Below are 17,027 nucleotides of genomic sequence, written 5' to 3' on the forward strand. Positions count from 1 at the left end.
CCCCGGCCCACGAAGCGGGCCGAGGCCAAGGCAGCGGCCTCCGTGGCCCGCATCAGGTCCAGGCCTAGGTTGCGTGTGGGCATGGCCATGCGCTTACCTTAGAGGGGGATTTTTATTACTGCAATCATATGCTTTTCCTCAGAGCATAAGTTAACGTTGATATAACATTTTACTAATGCAGCTATCCATAGGCCCCGGATTTACGGTTATTCACCCCCCGTGATAGCATAAGAAAATGCTGATAACTAAGAATGCCAAACTGCCCAACCCTGCCGCATTACGGGTCTTTGTCACGGTGGTGGAGGAAGGAGGAGTGGGCCGGGCGGCCTTGGCCTTGGGCATCACCCAGCCCGCGGTGAGCCAGTACCTGCGGGCCTTGGAGGAGCAGGTAGGCCACCCCCTTTTTGAGCGCCAGGGCCGGCACCTGGTCCTTTCCCGGGTAGGGGAGGCCCTCCTGCCCGAGGCCAGGCGGGTGGTCCAGGCCCTGGAGGAGTTTCAGCGGGTCTCCCAGGCCATGGGCCGGCTGGAGCTGGGGGAGGTTACCTTAGGGGCGGCCACCACCATGGCCACCTATGTGCTTCCGCTTTTCCTTAAGGACTTCCACCAGGCCCACCCTGGGGTACGGGTGTACGTGGAAAGCGGCTCCTCCGAACGCCTGGCGGAACGCCTGCGCATGGGGGAGGTGGAGTTCGCCATTTTAGAAGGCGTGGAGCACTGGGAAGGCTACGAGCGCCACCTTTTCTACGAGGACGAGCTGGTCCTCATCGTGCCTCCCGACCACCCTTGGGCCGGGCGGGATACCATTCCCCCGGAGTGGCTCAAGGAGGAAACCCTTATCGTGCGGAAGCCCGGCTCCATGACCTGGCGGGCCCTGGAGCGGGCCTTTGAACAGGTGGGCCTGGAACTTAACCCCATCTTCTACACCGACAACAACGAGGTGACCAAGCGCCTGGTGCTGGCCGGAGCCGGGGTGGGTATTGTGAGCCGGGTGGTGGTTCAGCCCAACCTAAAGGTGGGGAACCTGCGTGCCTTAAGGCTATCCGAGCCCGTGGGGGAGATCCGCCGCTACTTCTGGCTGGTGCACCCCAAGAGCGTGGCCAACCCCGCAGCCCAGGCCCTCATCGCCCTGCTTCGCTCCTAACCAGGCGCATGGCTAGGGCAAGGGCCACCACCATGAGGGAAAGAAGCCCTAGCTCCGCCAGCACCGCCATGAAGGCCGGGTCCGCCAGGTCAAACTTCTCCACCGCCTCTGCGGTGAGGACCAGGATGCGGCGGATGGCGGCGATGAGGCCGATGACCAGAAAGGGGGTGGCCTCGAGGGTCCCCTCCTTGGCAAAGCGGAGCAGGGTGTAGAGGATCTCCGCCAGCATCAAGGCCAGGAGCACCCGGTCCAAAAGGGCCAGGGCCACTTCCCCATAGTCCCCCTCCAGGAGGTGGTGAACCCCCTCCACCAAGGTGGAAAGGAGGAGCACCGCTGCCCCAGCCGCAATGAGAAAACCGGCAAACAGGTAAATGACGGTTTCCGTAACCTGGAGGACCCGGTAGGCATCCCGCTTCATGGGTCTAGTCTACGTCGTTGAGGTAGGTAAACTCCCCCTGTTCCTCCAAGAACTTCTGCATCTCGTAAGGGGAGCGGATACCCTCCTCCGTGGGCAAGGGCCCTTCCATCCAGTGGGGCAGGGCCTCGGGGGGTGGAGCCTGGAAGCCATAGAGGTAGTAGAGGGCCCAGTACCCGTGGGCGTCCTTGAGGATCACCGCATCCCCGTAGCCGTCCTCCAGCACCTTAACCGCCTGCTTCCTGGCCTCCTGGTAGGGCATCTCGGAGTAGTCCATACCCACCTCCTACTTGGACTCGTTGATGAAGAGCGTATACCCATTATCCTCCAACCAGCGGGCTTGGTCGTAGGGGTCGCGGAACCCCTCGGGGGAGGGCCTAGGTCCTTCCACCCAGTCGGGGGTTTCCTCGGGATCAGGAGCCTTGCGCCCGTACCAGCTGTAGAAGTAGTAGAGGGCGTAGTACCCCCCCTCCCCCTCTACCACCAAACCCTCCCCCAGCCCGTCCACCAAAATCCTAAGGGCCTTGCGCTCCGCCTCCTGGTGGGTTAGGTGCCGCATGGTACCTCCGTCAGCACCAGGTAGTCGGTGGTGATCCGGTCCTGGGCCATGGGGCGGAAGACCCGGTTGGCGAACTCCACGTGCAGGGGATGGTCCCGGTAGAACTCCACCACCTCCGGCCCCTCAAAGAGGACGGAAAGCCAGTAGCGGTAGCGGGCCTCCGGGGAAAGGGCCTCCCCATAGCGCAGGCCGCAGACCCCAGGAATCTGCAGCAGGACCTCCCGCGCCTGCTGCACCATGCGGCGCACCTCCTCTGGGCTGGCCTCAGTGTTAAACACGATCAAGTGCTCCACCATCTCCGTACCTCCTCCAGATAACCCAGATCCACCACCACCCGCTCCCCGGCCCTCGGTCCCTGGAGAACGGGGGCTGGGTCCCCAGGCTCCCCCAGGTGGGGAAGGAGGGCCTCGGCCTCCCGGTAGTCCTGGTCCAGGGTGTAGAGGCTAGGGGTGATGAGGACCGGAAAACCCGCCCCCTTGGCGCTTAGGAGGCCGTTTCGGGAATCCTCCACCACTAGGCCCTCCTCCGGGGCCAAACCCAGCCGCTCCTGGGCCAGGAGGTAAATGCTCGGGTCGGGCTTTTTCCTGGGAACCACATCCCCCGCCAGGACCAGGTCAAACCAGCCCAAAAGCCCCGTGCCCTCCAAGAAGGCCTCCGCGTTTTCTGGGCTGGTGGTGGTGCAAAGGCCCAAGGCTACCCCCGCCTCCCGGGCTTCGGCAAGGAGCCGGCGCACTCCCGGCCGAAGCGTGACCCCTTCCTCCCGCAAAAGCTTCAGGTAAAGGTCCGTCTTGTACCGGTGGACCTCGGCGATCTCCTCCCAGGTGAGGTTGGGCGCTCCAGGGGTTTCCTCCAAGGCCCGCTTAAGGCGCTCCTTGCCCCCCGTGGTCCAAAGGAGGCGGGCGTAGGTCTCCTGGTCCCAGTAAAGGGGCAGGCCAAAGTGGGCAAAGGCCCGGTTGAAGGCCTCGCGGTGGAGCTCCTCGGTTTCGGCCAAGGTGCCATCCAAGTCCCAAAGAAGGGCTTTCAGCTTCCCCACCATAGGCGCATCCTAGCCATGGCCAAATCCTTTAAGCCCTCCTTCATGCCCGCTACCAGACCCAAATAGTCCTCCGCCTCCACCTTCTTGAGAAGGGAGGCCGCCTCGAGGGCCAGGTCGGCATACAGGTTGATCTTGCGGATCCCCCGGTCCACCAAGGCCCGGTACTCCTCCGGCCTCAGGCCCGAGGCCCCGTGCAGGACCAGGGGAACGGGTAGCTGGCCTAACTCCTCCAGAAGGGGCAAGTTGAGGCGCACCGGCCCTTTGTGGAGGCCGTGGCGGGTGCCGATGCTCACCGCCAAAGCGTCCACCCCGGTTTCCGCCAAGTAGCGCCTGGCCTCCAGAGGGTCGGTGTAGGCCACGGGCTCGTGGGAAACTTCCCCCCCGTAGCCTCCCGGCACCGCCCCCACCTCCCCCTCCACCGTGGCCCCATAGGCCCGGGCCACCTCCACCGCCAGGCGGGTGAGGCGAATGTTCTCCTCCAGGGGAAGGTGGCTGCCATCCAGCATCACGCTGGTGAAGCCCAGCTTTAGGGCCCGCACCACCTCCTGAAGGCTCTCCCCGTGGTCCAGGTGCAGGGCCACGGGCACCTTGGCCCCATCGGCCAGATGGACAAGCCCTGGGGCTAAGGCCTCCAAGGGCGGCCCCCCGAGATGCGGAGCCACGCTTAGGATCACGGGAAGGCCTAGGGTTTCCGCTCCCTCCAGGATGGCCTCGGCCCACTCCAGGCCCACCACGTCAAAGGCCCCCACCGCCCGGCCCTTCTCCGGCAAAACCTCCCGCAAAGTGGCCAGCATCCCTCCTCCTATAGCCCAAACACCATGCCCTCCCCCCGCATCCCCAAGAAGCGGGGGACCACCCTGTGGGCGTCCACCCGAGCGCACTCCGCCACATCCTCCCCAAGCCCCACCGCCACCAGGGCCTTGGCCGCCTCGCTGGCAGTGAGCACCGGCAAAGGAGGGTTCTCCGCCAGAAAAAGGGCCAGGTGGGCCATCTCCCCTTCCGGGGCAAACCCTAGGGCCTGCAGGCGTCTTCCAATGACCCCAGCCGTGTAAAGGTCATCCAGGGCTATGTTGCCCTCCTTGCCCGCACAGACGATAGCCACTTCCCCACCTGAGCCTGCCGCCACCTCCGCCACCGCCTGGGCGTTTTGCAAGGAACCCAGAAGGATATGCCTGGCCCCTAAGGCCGCATGGGCGGCCCGGGTGCCGTTGGTGGTGGCCATGACCACCGTTTTGCCCGCCACGGCCCCCACCTCCCGGGGGGAGTTGCCCAGGTCAAACCCCTCTGGCGGAAGCCCACCCACCTCCCCGGCCAGAATCTCCCCATCCTGGCGAAGACTGCGGGCCACCTCCACCCCCGGAGCCAGGACCAAGGCCTTAGCCCCCGCCCTTAGGTAAAGGGCGGCGGTGGTGGTGGCCCGGATCACGTCCACCACAATGGCCGTGCCCGGATACGAGCCAGGTTGGGGCAAAGGGTCTATGCGAAACTTCACAAGAGCGCCTCCAAGGCTTCCGCCACCCGCTCGGGGGTAAAGCCCAGCTTCTCGTAGACCTCAGGGTACGGGGCGCTGGCCCCAAAGCGGTCCAGGCCCACCACCTTTTGGGCGTACCGCTCCCAACCCAGGCTAACCCCAGCCTCCACCGCCACCGTGGGCAGGCCCGGGGGCAGGACGCTTTGCCGGTAGGCTTCCGGCTGCGCGGCAAAGAGCTCAAAGGAAGGCAGGCTCACCACCCGCACCCGGCGGCCCCTTTCCGCCAAAAGGGCCTTGGCCCTAAGGGCCAAGTGCACCTCGCTTCCCGTGGCCACGATGACCCCCTCGGGGTTCTCGGCATCGTCTACCACATACCCACCCTTTAGAACCCCTTGGGCCTTCTCCGGGGAAAGGAGGGGCACCGCCTGCCGGGTAAGGATGAGGGCCGTGGGTCCTTCCTTGCGCTTTAGGGCCACCTGCCAGGCATAAAAGGTTTCGTAAGCGTCGGCCGGCCGAATCACCCAGAGGTTGGGGATGGCCCTAAGGCTCATGAGGTGTTCCACCGGCTGGTGGGTGGGACCGTCCTCACCCAGGGCGATGGTGTCGTGGGTGAAAACGAAGACCGTGGGGGTGCCCATAAGGGCCGCCAGGCGAATGGCCGGGCGCATATAGTCGGAGAAAACTAGGAAAGTGCCCCCATACGCCCTATAGCCCCCGTGGAGGTTGAGGCCGTTGAGGATGGCCCCCATGCCGTGCTCCCGCACCCCGTAGTGGAGGTAGCGCCCGGTAGGATTTTGCGGGGAGAAATCCGCCATGCCCTGGGCTTGGGTGTTATTGGAAGGGGTAAGGTCGGCGCTACCCCCAAGGAGTTCCGGCATCCGGGGAGCGATGGCGTCCAAGGCCTTGCCACTTGCGGCCCGGGTGGCCACGGGCTTGTCAAAGGCGGGGGGTTCCTCGGGCAAGGAAGGAAGTTCCCCCTTTAGGCGGCGCACGAGCTCCTGGTGGAGGTCAGGATAGGCCTTTGCGTAGGCTTCCATGAGCCCCTCCCAAGCCTCCTGCCAGGCCCTTCCCTGTTCCCGCATGTCCATGTGCCGGTAGACCTCCTCGGGCACCTCAAAGGGCGGATAGGGCCAGCCCAGATTCCTGCGGGTGGCCTCCACCGCCTCAGGTCCCAAGGGCTCCCCGTGGGCCTTGTGGGAGTCCTGCTTGGGAGAGCCATAGCCGATGTGGCTGCGAACGGCGATGAGGGAGGGCCTTTCGTCCAGCTGGGCCAGGCGGATGGCCTGGCGGAGGGCCTCGAGGTCGTTGGCATCCTCCACCCTCAGGGTGTGCCACCCGTAGGCCCGGTAGCGGGCCAGGACATCCTCGGTGAAGGCCAGGTCCGTGGAGCCGTCAATGGAAATGTGGTTGTCGTCCCAGAAGACGATGAGCTTGGATAGCTTCCAGGTCCCTGCCAGGGAGCTGGCCTCCCCGGAGATCCCCTCCATCAAGTCCCCATCCGAGGCCAAGACATAGGTGTAGTGGTCCACCACCTCGTGCCCTGGGCGGTTGAACTCCGCGGCCAGTTTCCTCTCCGCCAAGGCCATGCCCACAGCGGTGGATATGCCCTGGCCCAAGGGCCCCGTGGTCACCTCCACCCCAGGGGTGTGGCCGTACTCGGGGTGGCCCGGGGTCTTGGAGCCCCACTGGCGGAAGCGCTTGATCTCATCCAGGGAAAGGTCATAGCCCGTGAGGTGCAAAACGGCATACAGGAGCATGGAACCATGGCCTGCGGACAGCACAAAGCGGTCCCGGTTAGGCCAGGTGGGGTTCAGGGGATTGTGGCGCATGACCTCCCGGTACAGGAGATAGGCCAGAGGAGCCATGGCCATGGGCATACCGGGGTGGCCGCTTTTGGCCTTCTCCACGGCGTCTATGGCCAAAAACCGGATGGCGTTCACCGAAAGGCTGGTGAGGTCCTTGGTCGCAGTCATGTTGCCTCCAGGGTACGCCTCCGTGAAGGAGGGCACAAGCGGAGCCAGGACCCGCTTCTATAAGCTTACTGTTATCCTTCTGTCCGTTGCACTGGGGGATAGCTATAAGGCCGCCGGGCCATCCCCACGTGCGTGGGGACTACGCCTGGACCCAGACGGCAAGAATCCCCTCTGACCCCCCTCTAAGTGCGCATGGAGGGGGCAAGTCCGCCCAAGGCCTTTCAAGATCCCCGCGGGCCAGCCTATAGGCCCACACACAGCCCCAAAGCCTTCGGCGGTGCCTACTCCCCCCACTAGGGGGCAAGGACGTTACCTTTAATCATCCTTCAGGCTTCAAAGGCCCAGCAGGCACGCCGCTTGCCTTGGCCCAAGAAGGCTGCTAGAATCCTCTAGGTGTGGGCGCCCGTAGCTCAGCAGGATAGAGCGGGGGCTTCCTAAGCCCTAGGCCGGGGGTTCGAATCCCTCCGGGCGCACCAAGAAGGGCCCGTCTCCCGTGGGGGACGGGCCTAGCTCCTTACCACCCCACCTTGGCCTAAGCCCAGGTGGGGGCCCCGGTACGTCCCTTCCCCAGGGTATGCTCCCGGGTAGCTAGGGGGCACAACGGGGCGGGAACGGGTCTAAACCCGGCCTGAGCGGCGGCCCCGGGAAGAACTTTGGGCGCCCGCGTAGGCTTCGGGCAGGGCTTCCACCCGCTTGGCCCGCTCCAGTTTTACACCCTGAACCTCCGAAAGCCTAGGCAGGTCCTGGGGGCGGAGGTCCACATAGAAGCCTTCCCCGCCTTGGGCGATCTTCCCCACCTCGAGGCCCGCCTCCTTCAGGAGGGCCACCAGCCGGGGCAGGGTGAGCCTGGGCCCCGTGGCCTTAAAGGTCAGCCAGCCCTCTTCGCCCGTGAGAAGGCTCTTCTCCTTGGGTGCCCCACCCAGAAGAAGCGCCATGAGGGCCGCCACCACCTCCACCCGCCCCTCGGCAAAAAGACGGCTGGCGAAGTCCTGGTACAGCTTGTAGTCCCGTTCCGGCACCCGGGCCAGACGGGCCAGGAGGTGGTGCCATTTGGCCTCGAGGACCTCCTCGGGCGTGGGAGGGTTCACCCGCTTGAAGGTGCGGCCCACCGCCCTTTCCAGCTCGGAAAGCTCCCGCTTTTCCCGGGGCCCATAGAGGATCACCACCTCACCCCCCCGCCCCGCCCGCCCCGTGCGCCCCGAGCGGTGCTGGTAGGTTTCCGGCTTGTCGGGCAGGCGGTAGTGCACCACCAGGTCCACCTCGGGGATGTCCAAGCCCCTGGCCGCCACATCCGTGGCCACCAGCACCTTCACCTCCCCTTCCCGGAAAGCCTTCATGACCCTCTCCCGGTCGCTTTGGGAAAGGTCCCCGTGGATGGCCCGGGCGGCATGGCCAAGACGAAGGAGCCCCGTGGCCACCTCCTCGGTCTCGGCCTTGGTGCGGGTGAAAACGATGGCCCGCTTGGGCGCCTTTACAAAAAGGATGTCGGACAGGAGGCCAAGCCGGTCGTTGGGGGCAGGGATGGCCTCCTCCTGGTAGGTAACCCCCTCCTCCCGCACCACATTGATGACCACAGGGCTTTTCATGTACCGCTCCGCCAGCTTCCTGGCCCAAGAGGGCAAGGTGGCGGAGAAAAGGAGGGTCTGGCGCTCCTTAGGGGTGGCGGCCAGGATGGCCTCCACCTCCTCCTCAAACCCCATGGAAAGCATCTCATCCGCCTCGTCCAAGACGGCGATGCGCACCTGGGAAAGGTCCAAAACCCCTTGCCTCAAGTAGTCCAGGGCCCGCCCAGGGGTGGCCACCACCACATCGGCCCCCCGGGCCAGCTCCTCCTTTTGCTTCCCGTAGCCCGTGCCCCCGTACACGGTGACCACCTTGAGGTGGGGGGCCACCGCCGCCAGCTCCGAGGCCACCTGCAGGGCCAGCTCCCGGGTAGGGGTGAGGACCAAGGCCCGGGGAGGGCGGCCCCGTTCCTTGGAGGCCTCCAGGGCCTGGGCGATGGGCAGGGCGAAGGCCAGGGTCTTGCCCGTACCCGTGCGGGCCTGGCCGATGAGGTCCTTGCCCTCGAGGGCCAAGGGCAACGCCGCCGCCTGGATGGGGGTGGGGGCGGTGATGCCCCGGCGCAAAAGGGCTTCCTTGATCTCGTCCTTCAGGGGAAAATCTTTGAACTCCATTCTCTCTCACTTCCCGGGCCCCACCCGCGCCCGAAAAGGAGGGGGTAAAGCCCGTAAAACCCTTTAAGTTTAGTGAACTAGAGCACAAAAGTCAAGGGAATGACCTCCACCATCTCCCCCTCCTGGGCATCCTGGCCCGGGGAAAGGGCAACCAAGGCGTTGCCCAAGGCCATGGAGCGCAAGACCCCGCTGGACTGGTTCCCCGTGCTGCGCACCACCAGCTCCCCCTCAAAGGAAAGTACCCCGCGGCGGAAGGCCTTCCTATCCTGGGCTCCCTTAAAGGGGGTGAGGGCCTTGGCCCTCAAGGACCGGTAGGGAGGGTCGGTGCGGCGCTGGAGCTGGAAGAGGAAGGGCCGGCCGTAGAGGAAGAAGGAAACCATGCTGGAAACCGGGTTTCCCGGAAGCCCCAAGACGGGGATGCCCCGCAGGCGGGCCAGAAGGAGGGGCTTTCCTGGTTGTTGTTGCACCTTCCAGAACACCACCTCCCCCACCTGCTCCAACACCTTGCGCACCACGTCGTACTCCCCCATGGACACCCCCCCGGAGGTGAGGAGGAGGTCCAAAGGCCCTGCCGCCTCCAGACTTTCCAACACCCTATCGGGCTGGTCCTCCACCTTGCCCAGGAGCACCGGCTCGCCCCCCGCCTCCTGTACCAGGCCGAGAAGGCTATAGGCGTTGGAGTTGTACACCCCACCAAAGGGCAGGGGTTCTCCCGGCTCCACCACCTCATCCCCCGTGGAAAGGATGCCCACTCGAGGACGCCGGAATACCTTTAGGCGCGGATATCCCATGGCCGCCGCCAGGCCCAGCCTCCCCGGGGTGAGGAGGTCCCCCCGCCGCAGGTACACCTCTCCCCCTTTTAGGTCATCCCCCTGAGGGCGGATGTCCTTAGGGCTCGCGGGAGCCAAGAGGAGCACATATTCCCCCTCCCTACGGGTATCCTCCACCCGGATGACGGCATCCGCTCCCTGGGGAATGGGGGCTCCGGTGTAAACGGCCACCGCCTCCCCTTGGCCAACCCTTCCGGCAAACGGCCTTCCCGCCGGGGATTCCCCGATAACCCGAAGGCGCACAGGGCTTTCCCAGCTGGCCCCCAGGGTATCCTCTCGCCGGCAGGCATAGCCGTCCACGGCGGTATCGTCCTGGTCAGGGTGGTTCACCAAGGAGGCCAAGTCCTGGGCCAACACCCGGCCATACGCCTCCCTTAGGGGAACCTCCTCCACGGAAAGCTCCCCTTGGGCCTCCCTCAAAACCAAGGTCAAGGCTTCCTCCACGCTAATGCCCGTGCGCATAGGCCCAGTCTAGGACAGACCGTCCCGCTTCAGGAAGTGCGTTCCTCATAGGCCCTCCGAAGCCCCCCCAGGGCCCAGGGCCAAAGGGCAATCCCCAGGGCGTACAGGCCCAGGGTGGTGGCGAAGAGGTAGTTGAAGGCCGCAAGGCCCAAGGCCTCCTGCAGGGCACCGGAAAGGGCACTGCCCAGGGAAAAGAGCAAGCTCCAAAGGGCCGCTTCCACCAAGAAGAAACCGGGGCGTTCCCCCTCCTCCAGGTAATCCATCACCAAGGCGGCGTAGACCGGCCCGGCAGCGTTCATAAGGGCCCCGCGGATGAGGAGGGCCAAGGTCACCAGAGGAAGCCAAGAGACCCAGGCCAAAATGGCCAAAAAGGGTAGGGATAGGGCCTGGACAAACACGATGGCCCCCAGTTTCCCCATGCGGCGCACCAAAGGGGGCTGAAGGAGCATGGCCCCTCCCGTAGCCAGGGCGGAAAGGGCAAAGATGAAGCCCGTGGTCCCGTAGCTAAGGCCGAACTTTTCCCGCATATATAGGTTCAAGAAGGGGATCACCAGCCCGGCCCCAAAGCCGATAACCGCCTGGGGCACAAAAAGGCGAAGCCAAAGGCCAAACCGCCCCGAGAGCCTTGGGGGTGTCCCCTGGCCCTCGGGAAGCCCAAGGAGAAAGGGCAGGGCCAGGAGGAAAAAGGGCAGCCCGAAAAGAAGCACCCATCGGGCTCCCACCCATTCGGAAAGGAACCCAGCAAGAAGGGTGGAGAAAAACCCCGAGGCCGTGGTCAAAGCCGCTTGTAGGCTGAAAAGGGAAACCCACCTCTTCGCCGGCACCAACCGGGCCATAAGCGGAGCCCCCGCCCCCTGCACCAAGGCCCCGGCCAAGCCATACCCCGCCAAGGAGGGGAATACCCCAAGGCCAAGCCCCAAAAACAGCCCGCTTCCCATGGCTAAGGCCAAGGCCAAGAGCAGGCTTTTGCGGTAGCCCAGACGGGGGATGAGGTAGGCCAGGGGCAGGGCCAAGACCACCCCCACCAGGAGCAAAAGGGCTTGGGCAAACCCGATGGCCTGGCGGCTATAGCCCAGGGCCTCGAGGTGGAAGTTGAGAAAAAAATAGACCAGATTGGCCCCGAAGGACCACAGGAAACTGGCGAGAACAAGCCGGTACTCTGCTGTACTCAGTACATTCTTCATTACAGACCTCTCCCCGGAAGGGCAAACCTGGGCTACAGCCCCCAACTACCCTTCCTGCCGGCTGGGGCAATGGGCCGCCAAGGGGCAGTCCCCACAGCGAGGCTTCCGGGCCAGGCACACGTACCGCCCGTGGAGCACCAGGGCGTGGTGGACGAATACCCAGTCCTTTTTGGGAAATAGGGCCTCGAGGTCCTTGCCCACCCCCTCGGGGCTTTTGGCCTGGGAGAGGCATAGCCTTCTCGCCAAGCGGGCCACGTGGGTGTCCACGGCAATGCCCGGCACGCCAAAAGCCGCCCCCAGAACCACGGTGGCCGTCTTCCAGCCCACCCCCGGTAGCGCCATCAAGGCCTCCTTTTCCCTGGGTACCTCCCCCCCATGCTCCTCCACCAGCCTTCTGGCTAAGGCCACCAGGTTCTTGGCCTTGCTGCGGTAAAGGCCGATGCGCTTTATATAGGGCTCCACCTCTTCCGGCGAAGCCTGGGCTAAGGCCTGGGCGTCGGGAAAGCGGGCAAAGAGGGCTGGGGTGGCCTCGTTGACGCTTTTGTCCGTGGCTTGGGCGGAAAGCACCGTGGCCACCAGGAGCTGAAAAGGGCTATTGTGCTTAAGCTCCGTCTTGGCTCCAGGGTAAGCCTCCTTTAGGGCCTCCAAGATGGCCAAGGCCCGCCTTTTCTTCTCCTTTAGCCCTTCCCTAGGGCACCCCACAGCGTCCACTCTACAATGGGGGTGTGGATGCGCCAAAGCTGGGGCTGATTGTACGGGAACCTTACGCCAGCCTCATCGTGGATGGCAAAAAAACCTGGGAGATCCGCAAACGCAAAACCCGCCATCGGGGTCCTTTGGGCATCATCACCGGCGGGTATCTCATCGGCCAAGCCGATCTCCTGGACGTGCAAGGACCCTTCACCGTGGAGGAGCTTTTAGCCCACCCGGAAAAACACCTGGCGGACGAAGCCTTTCTCCGGGCCTACGCCGGGGAACAGCCCCTGTATGCCTGGATCCTGCGCAACGCCTTCCGCTACGAAGAACCCCTCTTCGTGCCCAAAAAGCCCGGCAGGGTCATCTTCGTGGATCTTTCCGAGGTATGGCCATAAGCCCCCCATACCCCACAAAGACCAGGAGGTCCGGATCCAAAGAGGCGATCACCTCCTGGCGGTGGGTGGCCACCATTAGGGTGATGCCCGCCTGGCGCACCAGCTTGCCCAGGCCCAGGGCCACCCGCCTGGCCGTGGGCACGTCCAGGTGGGCCGCAAACTCGTCGATCAGGAGCAGATCGGGGCGCTGGGCCACCAAGAGGGCCAGGCGGTAGCGCTCCCGCTGCCCCGTGGAAAGCTCCTTCGGCCTCGCCCGGTAGAGCACGGCGTCGGAAAGCCCCACCCGGTTTAGCACCTCTATGGCCGCCCCCACATCCCCAAGCTGGCGATAAAGTCTCTCCAAGATGGGCTCCTGGCCCAGGTCCACCTCCCATTCCCCCGGGATATAGGCCACCCGCCTGCCCTGGGGCACCTCCACCTCTCCCCCATCCGGGGGCTCCCCCAGGAGGAGGCGAAGAAGGGTGGTCTTTCCTGCGCCGCTGGCTCCGGCTATGGCCACCACGCTGCCCGGAGGAACCTCGAGGTCCACCTCCCTAAGGATCGCCCGCTCCAAAACCCGGGCCTTGACCCCAAAGGCTGCAAGGGTCTCCTGCACCTCGGGGGAAAGGTCGGATAGGTCCAAATGGTTCCGATACCCCTTGCGAACCCCCACCAGCCGGACGGGCTCCGCCAACCCCTGCACCTTCCCAAAACGGGAAACGAAAAGCCTCCCCCGGTGGGCCCTGGCGTAGGGGTCCTCCTTTAAGAACTGCTCCATGTAGTGCTCCGCTTCCCCTGTAAGGGGATAGGCCAAAACCGGCCTTCCCGAGGCGGTATCAAAGAGGTAGCGGAAACCCACCTTCTCAAAGAAGGGATGGTAGCGGGCCATCTGGGCCACGGTGTACACCAGGTGCTTCTCCCGCCTGCCCTCGGGAACCGCCCGCTCCTTAACCCACGCCAAAGCCAGCTCCACCAAAAGGGCCCCCAGACCCTCCGAGCGGTAGTCGGGATGCACCACCACCCGGGCGATGCGGCTGGCGGCGGTGTACACCTGGTCCAGGGCTCCTTCCCAGTCCTCCCCGCCCTCAAAGGTGGGGTGGAACCAATCCTGCGGAAAGATGCGCTCGCGGATGTTCCGCTCCACACCCCCAGGGATCCTGCGGTGCATCCGGGGAAGGGGTGGATCCAGGCGCACGTAGCCCAGGATCCGGGGCTCAAAGGGTAGGCGCTCCACCAACTCCAGGATGAGGAACCGGCTGGCCGGGGTGGAGCCCCGGATCTCCTTCAGGCGGGCCTCCCCCCCGCATCCACAAAGGGGCTTGGTGTTGGCAAGAAGGGTCTTCCCGCAACGGGGGCAGACCCATTGGGCCACCACCTCCTTCTCCGAGGCGTAGTGGTACTGCTCCAGCTCGGCGATGGCCTCAAAATCCCCCTCATACATGGCCTCCCGCGCGCGCAGACGGTAACGGTACACCTCGCCCCCTAGGGGGCTTTCCCGAATGTGGTCCAGCGTCTTGAGGAACAAGGGCCACACGGGGAAAACCCCCTTGAGGGCGTACTCGTCAAAGCCCAGAAGGGGTTGGCGGAACTCCGTGGTCAGCCGAACCCGATCCCCGGGACGGAGCCATTTCGCCGCGTCCCCGGTCATGCGAAGCCTCAGCCCCCCCTCGAGGAAAACCTCCCCGAACCAGCGCCAGTAAACCTTCCGTCCCTGGACCCTCACGGGCGTTAATAGGCCTTGGCGAAAAACACCCGCTTGCCGTAGGCGCTTTCCCGCCCACAGCGCACGCAAACCCCCTGTTCCGGCTCGGCCTCAAAGGGCACGCAACGGGTGGTGGCGGTGGTCTCCTCCTGGATGGCCTTCTCGCAGGCCCGGTCCCCGCAGTGGAAGGCCAAGGCGAAGCCTTCCTGCACCGCCTCCTTGAACTCCTCGTAGGTGTCCACCTTGCGGGTGTGGGCCTCCCGGAACTCCAGGGCCCGTTGGTAGAGGGCCTGGTGGAAGGCATCCAGCTTCTCGGGTAGCACGATGGGGAGGGTTTCCAAAGCCAGGCGCTCCTTTCCCCCCAGGCGGCTCGCCAGCACGGCCTCGCCCGCCTCCAGGTCCTTGGGCCCCAGCTCTATGCGGAAGGGCACCCCCTTAAGCTCCCACTCGTGGAACTTGTACCCTGGGGTGTACTGGTCCCGGTCGTCCAGATGGACGCGAAGCCCCGCCGCAAGAAGGCGCTTCTTGAGATCCCAGGCCGCCTCCAGGACCCTCTCCCGGCTTTCCTCCCGGTAGATGGGCACGATCACCACCTGGATGGGGGCCAGGCGGGGGGGCAGGATGAGGCCCTGATCGTCCCCATGGGTCATGATGATGGCGCCAATAAAACGCCAGGACAACCCCCAGCTGGTGGTGTGCACGTACTTCACCTGGAGGTCCTTGTCCTGGAACTTGATGTCAAAGGCCCGGGCGAAGTTCTCCCCCAGGTAGTGGCTGGTACCCGACTGCAGGGCCTTGCCATCCCGCATCAAGGCCTCAATGGTGGTGGTGTAGACCGCCCCGGCGAACTTCTCCTTCTCCGTCTTCATCCCCTCCACCACCGGGATGGCAGCGTACTCCCGGGCCAGCTTGGCGTAGATGGCAAGCATCCGGCGCACCTCTTCCTCCGCCTCCTCCCGGGTGGCGTGGGCGGTGTGTCCCTCCTGCCACAAGAACTCGCTGGTGCGCAAGAAGGGCCGGGTGCGAAGCTCCCAGCGCACCACGTTGCCCCACTGGTTGAGAAGCTGGGGAAGGTCGCGGTAGCTTTTGATCCACTTGGACCACATGTAGCCGATCACGGTCTCCGAGGTGGGGCGCACGGCTAAAGGCTCCTCCAGCTCCTCGCCCCCCGCATGGGTGACCACGGCCAGCTCCGGGGAGAAACCCTCCACGTGCTCGGCCTCCTTTTGCAGGAAGCTCATGGGGATGAAGAGGGGGAAGTAGGCGTTTTGGTGGCCAGTTTCCTTAAACATGCGGTCTAGGACCCCCTGGATGTTTTCCCAAAGGGCATACCCATAGGGACGCACCACGATGGTGCCCCGCACCGGCCCGTAGTCGGCGAGCTCCGCTTTTTGGATGACCTCGAGGTACCACTCGCTGAAGTCCTGGCTTTGCGGCGTTAGACCCTTCTCCTTCGCCATACCCGTTCATCTTACTTGCCTGATCTTGGCTAGGGGAATAGAATGCGGGGGCAACACCGGAGGTGGACCATGCGCAAGATGGTTGGCTTTGTATTCTTGGCTCTCTTGGCCCTAGGGCTGTTCTCCTGCACCCAGCAGGGGCCCATGGGTTCCGGCCTTTCCGTTCAAGGAGTGGCACCTAAGGAGCGGTACCTGGTGGTTTTCAAGAGCGAAACCCTGCCCCCCAACGCCCAGGCCCTGGCCCAAAGCGTTGGTGCACGGGTGGTCAAGGTCTTGGAGCCCATCGGGGCCCTGACGGTGGTGGCGGACCGAGCCACAGCCAACCGCTTGGCCCGAAACCCCCAGGTCCTGGCGGTAGGACCAGAGCGCCGCTACACCTTGCCCAAGACGGAACGCATCCTTTTCCAAGAAGAAACCTATGGCGCACCCACCACAGCCGACAACCTCTACAAGTACCAGTGGGACATCAGACGGATCGGCGCTCCTGAGGTGTGGCGGAGGGTGCCCCTGGAGGTCCAGGGCCGGGCCACGGTGGCCGTGCTGGACACCGGGGTCATGGACAACCACCCGGACCTGGTAGGCCAGATCACGGATTTCGTGGCCACCAACTACTGTTATGAAACCGCAGGTCCCAACAACACCCCCAGCTACCCCAAGTACACCCTGTGGATTGACTTTGATAACCTTGACCCCAACAACCTGTGCACCCCTGCCCCCAGTACCCTCTACGAAGCCCACGGGACCCATGTCTCCGGTACCATCGCCGCCGCCTTCGGTGGGGGCCGGGTGGTGGGGGTGGCCCCGGGGCTGAGGATCGCCGCCTACAAGGTGTTTGACCGGATCCACTTTACTGAAGGCGGTCAGGAATACGACGACGTTGGCGCCTTTGACGGCCCCATCTTTGAGGCCATCATAGATGCTGCCCAAAAGGGCTACGACGTCATCAACATGAGCCTGGGTGGCACCCTGGACACCCGCAATAAGGACGACGTGGCCGCCATGGTGGCCTGGGACCGGGTGATGAAGTACGCCAACCGCATGGGCACGGTGATCGTAGCCTCAGCGGGGAACAGCGCCCAAAACGCCAACGGCTACATCGTCCACATCCCCTCTGACCTCCCCACGGTGGTCTCCGTCTCCGCCACCGGTACCGCCACCCCCCTTTGGCGGTACCCCTACCCCACCAACGAGACCCTGAACGCTGTACCCGGCCAGGACATCCTGGCCTTCTACTCCAACTACGGGGCCGCCGTGGATCTTTCCGCCCCCGGAGGCGACTGCGGCCTGGACGAAAACGGCCAAACCTGGTGCGCCCGGCCCAGCAACCAGCGCCCTCCTGGGTGGCGTTACCACCTGATCCTTTCCACCATCATCGTCACGGAAAACCTTCCCGCCTACGCCTGGTATGCCGGTACCTCCATGGCCAGCCCCCACGTGGCCGCGGTGGCCGGCCTGGTGAAGGCCCTGCACAAGGACTGGACCCCGGGCCAGGTGCGGGCCCACCTGAAGGCCACCGCAGAGGACATAGGAAGCCGGCAACTCTTTGGCCA

The 17,027-nt window shown here is 64.7% G+C and carries 17 protein-coding genes and 1 tRNA gene; 4 read left to right on the forward strand and 14 right to left on the reverse strand.

The window, feature by feature from the left end; genetic code table 11:
• Window positions 1-235: 235 nt before the first annotated feature.
• Complete coding sequence (locus tag Q0693_RS07520) at window positions 236-1,141, forward strand: LysR family transcriptional regulator (RefSeq protein ID WP_298630428.1); 906 nt, start codon at window positions 236-238, stop codon at window positions 1,139-1,141.
• Here the strand turns inward: Q0693_RS07520 and Q0693_RS07525 are convergent.
• Genes Q0693_RS07525 through tkt form a run of 8 tightly spaced genes read right to left on the reverse strand, consistent with a single transcriptional unit; the run spans window position 1,119 to window position 6,595 of the window.
• Window positions 1,119-1,559 (reverse strand): phosphate-starvation-inducible PsiE family protein, encoded by a 441-nt coding sequence (locus Q0693_RS07525; RefSeq protein WP_298630430.1) that lies wholly within the window; start codon window positions 1,557-1,559, stop codon window positions 1,119-1,121. The two genes, Q0693_RS07520 and Q0693_RS07525, sit on opposite strands and share 23 nt — an antisense overlap.
• A 4-nt stretch (window positions 1,560-1,563) precedes the next feature.
• The gene (locus Q0693_RS07530) at window positions 1,564-1,833 is read right to left on the reverse strand and encodes a hypothetical protein (protein ID WP_243027697.1); all 270 of its coding nucleotides are present in this window, start codon (window positions 1,831-1,833) and stop codon (window positions 1,564-1,566) included.
• 9 nt (window positions 1,834-1,842) lie between these two features.
• Window positions 1,843-2,115: an annexin VII gene (locus Q0693_RS07535; protein WP_298630432.1), complete on the reverse strand. Its 273-nt coding sequence runs from the start codon at window positions 2,113-2,115 to the stop codon at window positions 1,843-1,845.
• Window positions 2,103-2,411 carry a Dabb family protein gene (locus tag Q0693_RS07540; RefSeq protein WP_243031769.1) on the reverse strand — a complete coding sequence of 103 codons (309 nt, stop codon included), beginning with the start codon at window positions 2,409-2,411 and terminating at the stop codon, window positions 2,103-2,105. The genes Q0693_RS07535 and Q0693_RS07540 overlap by 13 nt, the downstream gene beginning before the upstream one ends.
• Window positions 2,396-3,151: an HAD-IA family hydrolase gene (locus tag Q0693_RS07545; protein ID WP_298630434.1), complete on the reverse strand. Its 756-nt coding sequence runs from the start codon at window positions 3,149-3,151 to the stop codon at window positions 2,396-2,398. Before Q0693_RS07545 ends, Q0693_RS07540 begins: the two co-directional genes overlap by 16 nt.
• Entirely contained in the window at window positions 3,136-3,945 is an 810-nt protein-coding gene (locus Q0693_RS07550; RefSeq protein ID WP_298630436.1) for a class II fructose-bisphosphate aldolase, read from the reverse strand. The genes Q0693_RS07545 and Q0693_RS07550 overlap by 16 nt, the downstream gene beginning before the upstream one ends.
• A gap of 8 nt (window positions 3,946-3,953) precedes the next feature.
• Window positions 3,954-4,643 (reverse strand): 2-phosphosulfolactate phosphatase, encoded by a 690-nt coding sequence (locus tag Q0693_RS07555; protein ID WP_243031766.1) that lies wholly within the window; start codon window positions 4,641-4,643, stop codon window positions 3,954-3,956.
• Window positions 4,640-6,595, reverse strand: coding sequence for a transketolase (tkt, locus tag Q0693_RS07560; RefSeq protein WP_298630439.1), 1,956 nt, complete (start codon window positions 6,593-6,595; stop codon window positions 4,640-4,642). The genes Q0693_RS07555 and tkt overlap by 4 nt, the downstream gene beginning before the upstream one ends.
• Window positions 6,596-6,994: 399 nt before the next feature.
• On the opposite strand from tkt, the gene Q0693_RS07565 reads away from it, so the two are divergent.
• A tRNA-Arg gene (locus tag Q0693_RS07565) sits at window positions 6,995-7,071 on the forward strand.
• A gap of 141 nt (window positions 7,072-7,212) precedes the next feature.
• On the opposite strand, the gene Q0693_RS07570 is transcribed toward Q0693_RS07565, so the two are convergent.
• From Q0693_RS07570 to nth, 4 genes are all read right to left on the reverse strand, one after another.
• Complete coding sequence (locus tag Q0693_RS07570) at window positions 7,213-8,769, reverse strand: DEAD/DEAH box helicase (RefSeq protein WP_298630441.1); 1,557 nt, start codon at window positions 8,767-8,769, stop codon at window positions 7,213-7,215.
• Between the two features lie 77 nt (window positions 8,770-8,846).
• Window positions 8,847-10,061, reverse strand: coding sequence for a gephyrin-like molybdotransferase Glp (gene glp, locus Q0693_RS07575; protein ID WP_298630443.1), 1,215 nt, complete (start codon window positions 10,059-10,061; stop codon window positions 8,847-8,849).
• A gap of 29 nt (window positions 10,062-10,090) precedes the next feature.
• Entirely contained in the window at window positions 10,091-11,245 is a 1,155-nt protein-coding gene (locus tag Q0693_RS07580; RefSeq protein ID WP_298630445.1) for an MFS transporter, read from the reverse strand.
• Window positions 11,246-11,290: 45 nt separating this feature from the next.
• Window positions 11,291-11,956, reverse strand: a complete 666-nt coding sequence (gene nth / locus Q0693_RS07585; RefSeq protein WP_243031761.1) for an endonuclease III — start codon at window positions 11,954-11,956, stop codon at window positions 11,291-11,293.
• Window positions 11,957-11,970: 14 nt separating this feature from the next.
• Here nth and Q0693_RS07590 point away from each other — a divergent pair, with 14 nt between their 5' ends.
• Window positions 11,971-12,336 (forward strand): ASCH domain-containing protein, encoded by a 366-nt coding sequence (locus Q0693_RS07590; RefSeq protein ID WP_298630448.1) that lies wholly within the window; start codon window positions 11,971-11,973, stop codon window positions 12,334-12,336.
• On the opposite strand, the gene Q0693_RS07595 is transcribed toward Q0693_RS07590, so the two are convergent.
• Window positions 12,302-14,038 (reverse strand): GNAT family N-acetyltransferase, encoded by a 1,737-nt coding sequence (locus Q0693_RS07595; RefSeq protein ID WP_298630452.1) that lies wholly within the window; start codon window positions 14,036-14,038, stop codon window positions 12,302-12,304. The genes Q0693_RS07590 and Q0693_RS07595 overlap by 35 nt on opposite strands.
• Window positions 14,039-14,043: 5 nt before the next feature.
• On the reverse strand, window positions 14,044-15,477 hold the full coding sequence (gene proS, locus Q0693_RS07600; protein ID WP_243031759.1) for a proline--tRNA ligase: 1,434 nt from the start codon (window positions 15,475-15,477) through the stop codon (window positions 14,044-14,046).
• A gap of 69 nt (window positions 15,478-15,546) precedes the next feature.
• On the opposite strand from proS, the gene Q0693_RS07605 reads away from it, so the two are divergent.
• The coding region (locus Q0693_RS07605) for a S8 family serine peptidase (RefSeq protein ID WP_298630451.1) at window positions 15,547-17,027 on the forward strand (1,481 nt) is incomplete at its 3' end.

It is taken from the genome of uncultured Thermus sp., from assembly GCF_938010445.1.
In the GTDB taxonomy this organism is placed as follows: Bacteria; Deinococcota; Deinococci; order Deinococcales; family Thermaceae; genus Thermus; species Thermus altitudinis.

Bases quoted from the DNA above. Each gene is read 5' to 3' on its own strand.
- Q0693_RS07520 (WP_298630428.1), top strand. From the start codon at position 236: ATGCTGATAACTAAGAATGCCAAACTGCCCAACCCTGCCGCATTACGG.
- Q0693_RS07525 (WP_298630430.1), bottom strand. From the start codon at position 1,559: ATGAAGCGGGATGCCTACCGGGTCCTCCAGGTTACGGAAACCGTCATT.
- Q0693_RS07530 (WP_243027697.1), bottom strand. From the start codon at position 1,833: ATGGACTACTCCGAGATGCCCTACCAGGAGGCCAGGAAGCAGGCGGTT.
- Q0693_RS07535 (WP_298630432.1), bottom strand. From the start codon at position 2,115: ATGCGGCACCTAACCCACCAGGAGGCGGAGCGCAAGGCCCTTAGGATT.
- Q0693_RS07540 (WP_243031769.1), bottom strand. From the start codon at position 2,411: ATGGTGGAGCACTTGATCGTGTTTAACACTGAGGCCAGCCCAGAGGAG.
- Q0693_RS07545 (WP_298630434.1), bottom strand. From the start codon at position 3,151: ATGGTGGGGAAGCTGAAAGCCCTTCTTTGGGACTTGGATGGCACCTTG.
- Q0693_RS07550 (WP_298630436.1), bottom strand. From the start codon at position 3,945: ATGCTGGCCACTTTGCGGGAGGTTTTGCCGGAGAAGGGCCGGGCGGTG.
- tkt (WP_298630439.1), bottom strand. From the start codon at position 6,595: ATGACTGCGACCAAGGACCTCACCAGCCTTTCGGTGAACGCCATCCGG.
- Q0693_RS07570 (WP_298630441.1), bottom strand. From the start codon at position 8,769: ATGGAGTTCAAAGATTTTCCCCTGAAGGACGAGATCAAGGAAGCCCTT.
- glp (WP_298630443.1), bottom strand. From the start codon at position 10,061: ATGCGCACGGGCATTAGCGTGGAGGAAGCCTTGACCTTGGTTTTGAGG.
- Q0693_RS07580 (WP_298630445.1), bottom strand. From the start codon at position 11,245: ATGAAGAATGTACTGAGTACAGCAGAGTACCGGCTTGTTCTCGCCAGT.
- proS (WP_243031759.1), bottom strand. From the start codon at position 15,477: ATGGCGAAGGAGAAGGGTCTAACGCCGCAAAGCCAGGACTTCAGCGAG.